Annotated in this window: 4 protein-coding genes and 2 pseudogenes; 2 read left to right on the top strand and 4 right to left on the bottom strand. The window is 72.6% G+C overall.

Annotated features, from left to right (window positions below; all coding sequences use genetic code 11):
• Positions 1-278, top strand: a pseudogene (locus ABZ281_RS35390) (reductase); the annotation flags it as partial.
• Positions 266-1,015 carry a spherulation-specific family 4 protein gene (locus ABZ281_RS35385; RefSeq protein ID WP_356662168.1) on the top strand — a complete coding sequence of 250 codons (750 nt, stop codon included), beginning with the start codon at positions 266-268 and terminating at the stop codon, positions 1,013-1,015. The pseudogene ABZ281_RS35390 and the gene ABZ281_RS35385, both read left to right, overlap by 13 nt.
• A gap of 152 nt (positions 1,016-1,167) precedes the next feature.
• Here the strand turns inward: ABZ281_RS35385 and ABZ281_RS35380 are convergent.
• The 4 genes and pseudogenes from ABZ281_RS35380 to ABZ281_RS35365 form a co-directional block, all read right to left on the bottom strand.
• Positions 1,168-1,932: pseudogene (locus ABZ281_RS35380) on the bottom strand (GTP-binding protein); the annotation flags it as partial.
• 727 nt (positions 1,933-2,659) lie between these two features.
• Positions 2,660-3,574 carry a YceI family protein gene (locus tag ABZ281_RS35375; RefSeq protein WP_356662167.1) on the bottom strand — a complete coding sequence of 305 codons (915 nt, stop codon included), beginning with the start codon at positions 3,572-3,574 and terminating at the stop codon, positions 2,660-2,662.
• 138 nt (positions 3,575-3,712) lie between these two features.
• Complete coding sequence (locus ABZ281_RS35370) at positions 3,713-4,555, bottom strand: NAD(P)H-binding protein (RefSeq protein WP_356662166.1); 843 nt, start codon at positions 4,553-4,555, stop codon at positions 3,713-3,715.
• A 9-nt stretch (positions 4,556-4,564) separates the two neighbouring features.
• A partial coding sequence (locus tag ABZ281_RS35365; protein WP_356662165.1) for a maleylacetate reductase occupies positions 4,565-5,602 on the bottom strand: 1,038 nt, incomplete at its 5' end.

The raw sequence follows: 5,602 nt of genomic DNA, 5'->3' as shown, positions 1-5,602 counted from the left end.
GCCTGCGCGACGCCGCCGCGGTCCTCGCCCGCGTCGCCGGATACGGCGGCGCCCTCCACGAACTCGACGGACCGCCCGGCGCCCTGCGCACGGCCATCGGCCACCCCCGTCCCGACCCGGACCACGCGCCCCCCGTCGCGTACCCGTACCCGGACGGCTGTGGCAGCTGGCAGCAGGCCGACGTGCGCACCGCCCGCGACCGGCTCGGCTGGCGTCCCCGGATCGGCCTGGAGGAGTCCCTCGCCGACATCTGGATGGAGGCGGCATGCCGCATCTGACGAGATCCCGGCGGCACACCTCGGACACGGAACTGCGTCCCGGCGTCGGCGTCCCCGGGTACGCGCATCCCCTCCTCGCCCCCACCGAGTGGGGTGAGCTGACCCGCCCCGGCACCCCGCTGCACTGGGTGGTTCTCAACGTGGCCGACGGCCCCGGCACCCGCCCCGACCCGCACTGCCTGGAGGCGGCCGGCCGGCTGCGCAACGCGGGCATCCGCGTCCTCGGCCACCTCGACACCCGGTACGGCACCCGCAATTTCGGCGAGCTGATCTCGGACGCCCACCGGTTCGTCGATTGGTACCAGGTCGACGGCTTCCTCCTGGAGCGCTGCCCGGCGGACCACGCCGGGCTGCCCGAGGTCCGCCGCACGGTCGCCTCGCTGCGTGTGATTCGTGACGCAGCCCACATCGTCCTCGGTCACGGCATCCACCCGCACCCCGGCTACGCCGAACTCGCCGACCAGCTGGTCACCTTCTCCGGGCCCTGGAGCGACTACCGCTGGTCCCAGGTGGCCGAGTGGACCGTCGACCATGCGCCCGAGCGTTTCTGCCACTTCGTCCACGGTGTGCCCCGCCCCCATCTGGCCGAGGCACTGAGCATCGCCCGCTGGCAGGGCGCGGCGACGGTCTGGATCACAGACCACACGGATCGCGGCGGAAGCACCGACCCCTGGGAGGCCATGCCCGGCTACTGGGACGAATTCGTCTCGCGTATCGGAACAGGTGTCTCGGAATGAAAAAGGGCATGGCACTGTTACGGGGAGAACAACCGTAGTGATTGACCGACCAACGGAGTCCCCGTGTCGCTGCCACCCCTGGTCGAGCCGGCTTCCGAGCTCACCGTAGACGAGGTCCGCAGGTACTCCCGCCACCTGATCATCCCCGACGGCACGACCACGCCGTCACCGTCCCGGGTCACCTCGCGCAACGCCGAGGAGAGGGTGCCCTCGGACAGCGTGCCCGTGTCACAGAACTCCTCCAGCGCGCCCGGGTGCAGCTCCGCCACGGCCTCCTCCAGCGCCCGGCGGCGGGCGACGGCTTCGTCCCGCAGGCCGTCCGGCACCGGCGTCTCCTCGGCGGAGCCGCCGTCGGCCCACAGCAGTGCGCGCATGCGCACCAGGTCGACGACGCCGGTGAAGGAGTCCTCCGAGCCGACCGGGAGCTGCACGACCAGGGGCGCCGGGTGGAGTCGCTGCCGGATCGACGCCACGGCCGCGTCGAGGTCGGCCCCGGCGCGGTCCATCTTGTTGACGAACGCGATCCTGGGCACGCGGTGCCGGTCGGCCTGTCGCCACACGGACTCGCTCTGCGGCTCCACCCCGGCCACCGCGTCGAACACGGCCACCGCACCGTCGAGCACCCGCAGCGCACGCTCCACCTCGTCGGCGAAGTCGACGTGCCCCGGGGTGTCGATGAGGTTGAGCCGGTGACCGTCCCAGGCGCAGCTCACCGCCGCGGCGAAGATGGTGATGCCCCGGTTGCGCTCCTGCGGGTCGAAGTCGGTGACGGTGGTGCCGTCGTGGACCTCGCCGCGCTTGTGCGTGGTTCCGGTGGCGAACAGGATCCGTTCGGTGACGGTGGTCTTGCCCGCGTCGACGTGGGCGAGGATGCCGAGGTTGCGGACGACGGCGAGCGGGGTGAGGCGAGTGCGCACGGCCCAGGGCCTTTCGATGCGATCCGAAATGGGGCAGCGCGATTCCCGGGCGAAACAGGCAGGAGTCTCCGAGACCTGACGTCACGTCAAGTTGTCGGGGGCCGCCGGGCGTTCCCCCCGGTCAGCCGGTGCCGCCGCGCAGCGGACACCGGGGCGACGAAGACACCAGGATCACCTCGTGCTGCGGCAGGGAGACGGCGACAGCGGTGTGGTCACGCATGGCGGTCCCCCTTCGTTCGTCACCTCGGTGCATCGCCGGGATCGTGGGCGGCGCGGGTATGTGCGTGAGTGTAGGAAGACCGGCTGGACGGTGCCAGCGATTATCGACGGTGTGCCGCGGCTCCCGGGGGGTGGTCGCGGTGTCGTCGCATCCCGGCCGCCGGGGACCCAGCGAGAGTCACCGGCCTGATCTGCCGAGTCTCACCGCACCGGTGATGTCGCCGCAGCGCAGGCCCATCGTCCGGTCCGCGCGCTCTATTCACCGTGCCGGTCGAGCACCGCATGGACTGCTCGGAGCAGCCGTTGCCGGATCTCTGGCCGTGGCTGACGGTTCTACGGGGAGAGAACGTCGGGCGGCGGAGCGCCGCACCGGCCCGGCACCGACCCGGCCGCCGGAGGTGTGGCCCGATGCCGGCCAGGCACAGTTCGTCCGTAGGGCGGATTCGGTGACGTGGGGCAAGACCTGGGCCGTTACGAGAGGCCGTTACGAGAGGCCCAGTTCAGGTCACTACTCCGGCGGAGTAGGCGTGTCGTGGGTGCGGTACATCGCCTGGACGTCGAGTTCCAGTTGGACCGTCGGGCCCACCACCGCGATGCCCCGGGCCAGCATGGAACGCCAGTTGAGCGTGTAGTCCTCGCGGTGGAGTTCCGCCGTCGCGAGCGCCGCGCAGCGCAGCTCCTGGCCGTAGCCGCCGTTCACCGTGCCGAGGTACGTCGTGTCCAGGGCCACCGAGCGGCTGACGCCGTGCATGGTGAGGGAGCCCTGCAGCGTCCACTTGCTGCCGCCCCGGTAGGCGAAGCGCGCGCTCGTGAAATCGATGTACGGGAAGCGTTCGACGTCGAGGAAGTCGGCGGACCGCAGGTGGTTGTCGCGGGTGGTGTTGCCGGTGGTGATGCTGGAGGCGTCGATGCGGACGTGCACGCGGGAGTCGGTCATGTCCGGGGCAACCCGGATGCCGCCCTCGAAGCGTTCGAAGCGGCCGTGGACATTTGCCATGCCGACGTGCTTGGCGATGAACCGGATCGCGGTGTGCGGCGGGTCGAAGAGCCAGGTGCCGGGCGTCGGAAGCTGGAGCGCCTCGGCGGGTTGCAGCCAGACGCGTTCGGTGGCCGTCGGGGTGCCCGGGCCCGTCTGGATCGTCTCGCGGTGCGGCCGCAGGCCCTCGGCCGAGATGAGCAGGCTGTACCGGCCGGGCGGCAGCGCCGCGAGGAAGTACCCGTACGGGTCGGTCGTGCCGCGGGCGGCGACGCGGTGGGTGTCCAGGGCGGTGACGGTGACGTCCGCGGCCGCCAGCGGCGAGCCCATCGGGTCGACGACCTCGCGGGCGACGGCACCCGCGCCGGAGGGGAGGGGGAGGGCGAGGCCCGCCGCTGCGGCAGGGGTGTTCTTGAGCCACCGGCGCCGGAGCAGTGCGAGGGCCATGGTGGTCACCTTTCTTCGGGTGTGCGGCCGTGCGGTCGGCGATTCCTCGCATGCCGACGGCCGCACCTTGCTGCGGTCACACCCCCTTGTCGATCTTGACGGACCGGATGACGGTCCGGGTGTCTCAATACGAGACAGTCAGGACTGCCGTGTGAACGCGTCCGCGTGGCCGGCTGCCCACCGGGCGAAGGTGCGCGCCGGGCGGCCGGTGACCTTCTCGACGGTGCCGGAGACCGTACGGCCCACCTCGGGGGTGTCGCCGTACGCCATGAGCAGGAAGCCGATGACGTCCTCCGCGAGACCCGCCGCCCGCCACTGTGCGAGAGCCTGCTCCTCGGTCAGCTCGACCAGGGTGATCTCCCTGCCGACGGCGGCGGCGAGCGTCTTCACCTTGTCGCCGACCGTGAGCACGTCGGGGCCGGTGATGACGTACTCCTGGCCGCCGTGCCCCTCCTCCGTGAGCGCGACGGCCGCGACGGCGCCGATGTCCCCCTCGTGGACCATGGCGCTCAGCCGGTCGACGAAGGGCTCCCGCACCTCCCCCGCGGTCACGATCCCGTCCGCCCACTCCAGGGCGTTGGCCATGAACTCGACCGGCATGAGCACCGTCCAGTCCACACCGTCGTCGGCCCGTACCGCGTCCTCCAGCGGGGTGGGCCCGCCGCCGTGCAGCACCGTGACACGGCGGACACCGGCGGAGCGGGCGAGTTGAAGGATCCGGGGGCCGGTCTCCAGCGGGCTGAAGGCGGCACCGCCGAAGGTGATCAGGTGGAGACCGGTGACGCCCTCCAGCGCCGGGGCCAGGCCGTCCGGCTCGGTCAGGTCACCCTCGACGACATCGACTCCGGCCGGGAAGGCGGCCTTCGCGGCGTCGCGCGTCAGGGCACACACCTCGTGCCCCCGGTCGAGCAGTTCGGCGACGACCTGACGGCCCACGGTTCCGGTGGCGCCGGTGACAAGAATCCTCTGCGTCTGAGTCATGCCACGACCCTAGGAAGGCTTGCGGTCACCTTCTGTCCGCGATCCGGAGTCCGGCGGGCCCCCTTCGTACGCCGCGAGCAGCACGCCCCGAACCCCCTCCACGGTCACCTCGCGCGGGTTGGCGTACGGCTCGCCCGCGGCCCGGGCCGCCGCCGGGGCCACGTCGGCCTCCGTGAGGCCGAGTTCGGCCAGGGAGCGCGGGGCGCCGAGGCGGCCGGCCAGCTCCCACAGGGCGCGGGGCACGTCGTCGGTCCCGAGGGCGCGGCGCAGGACGGTCAACGCCTGCGGGGCGGCGGGGGCGTTGTGGGCGAGGGCATAGGGCAGGACCACGGTGTGGGTCTCGGCGTGGGGCAGGCCGTAGGTGCCGCCGAGGACGTGGCACAGCTTGTGGTGCAGCCCCATCGTGGTCGCGCCGAGACACGCCCCGCACAACCATGCCGCGTACAGCGCCCGGCTGCGCGCGTCGAGGTCGTCCGGGCCGACGGCCAGTCGCGGCAGGGCCTCGGCCATGGCCCGGACGCCCTCCTCGGCCATGACCGACACCAGCGGTGAGATGTCCGGTGCGTACAGCGCCTCGACGGCGTGCGCGAGCGCGTTGATCCCGCTGGTGACGGTCAGCGCCACGGGCAGGGAGAGGGTGAGCCGGGGGTCGTAGACGACGCTGCGGGGCTGGACGACCGGGTCGCGGCCGGTGCGTTTGGCACCGTCCTCGGTCAGGCCCCAGACCGGGGTCATCTCGGAGCCCGAGTACGTCGACGGCACGGCGATCAGCGGAAGGCCGGTGCGCAGGGCGATCGCCTTGCCGAGCCCGATCGCGGAGCCGCCGCCGACCGCGACGCAGCCGTCCGCTCCGGCCGCCCGGACGGCCGTGACGGCCCGGTCGGCGTCCTCGACGGGCACGTGCATCCGCGCCTCGGCGTGCACTCCCGCGCAGCTGTCACCGAGCGCGTCCGCGACGGCCCGGGCCATGCGTTCGCCCCGGCTGCCGCAGACGACGAGCAGCCGGCTCAGGCCCAGGCGCGCCGCCTCGCCCGGGGTCGCGGTGAC

This window comes from Streptomyces sp. NPDC006265, assembly GCF_040613555.1.
In the GTDB taxonomy this organism is placed as follows: domain Bacteria; phylum Actinomycetota; class Actinomycetes; order Streptomycetales; family Streptomycetaceae; genus Streptomyces.
This window is presented reverse-complemented; position numbering and strand designations above follow the sequence as displayed.

What these genes read in the sequence shown, in the direction of transcription:
- ABZ281_RS35385 (WP_356662168.1), top strand. Translation starts at nt 266, where the DNA reads ATGCCGCATCTGACGAGATCCCGGCGGCACACCTCGGACACGGAACTG.
- ABZ281_RS35375 (WP_356662167.1), bottom strand. Translation starts at nt 3,574, where the DNA reads ATGGCCCTCGCACTGCTCCGGCGCCGGTGGCTCAAGAACACCCCTGCC.
- ABZ281_RS35370 (WP_356662166.1), bottom strand. Translation starts at nt 4,555, where the DNA reads ATGACTCAGACGCAGAGGATTCTTGTCACCGGCGCCACCGGAACCGTG.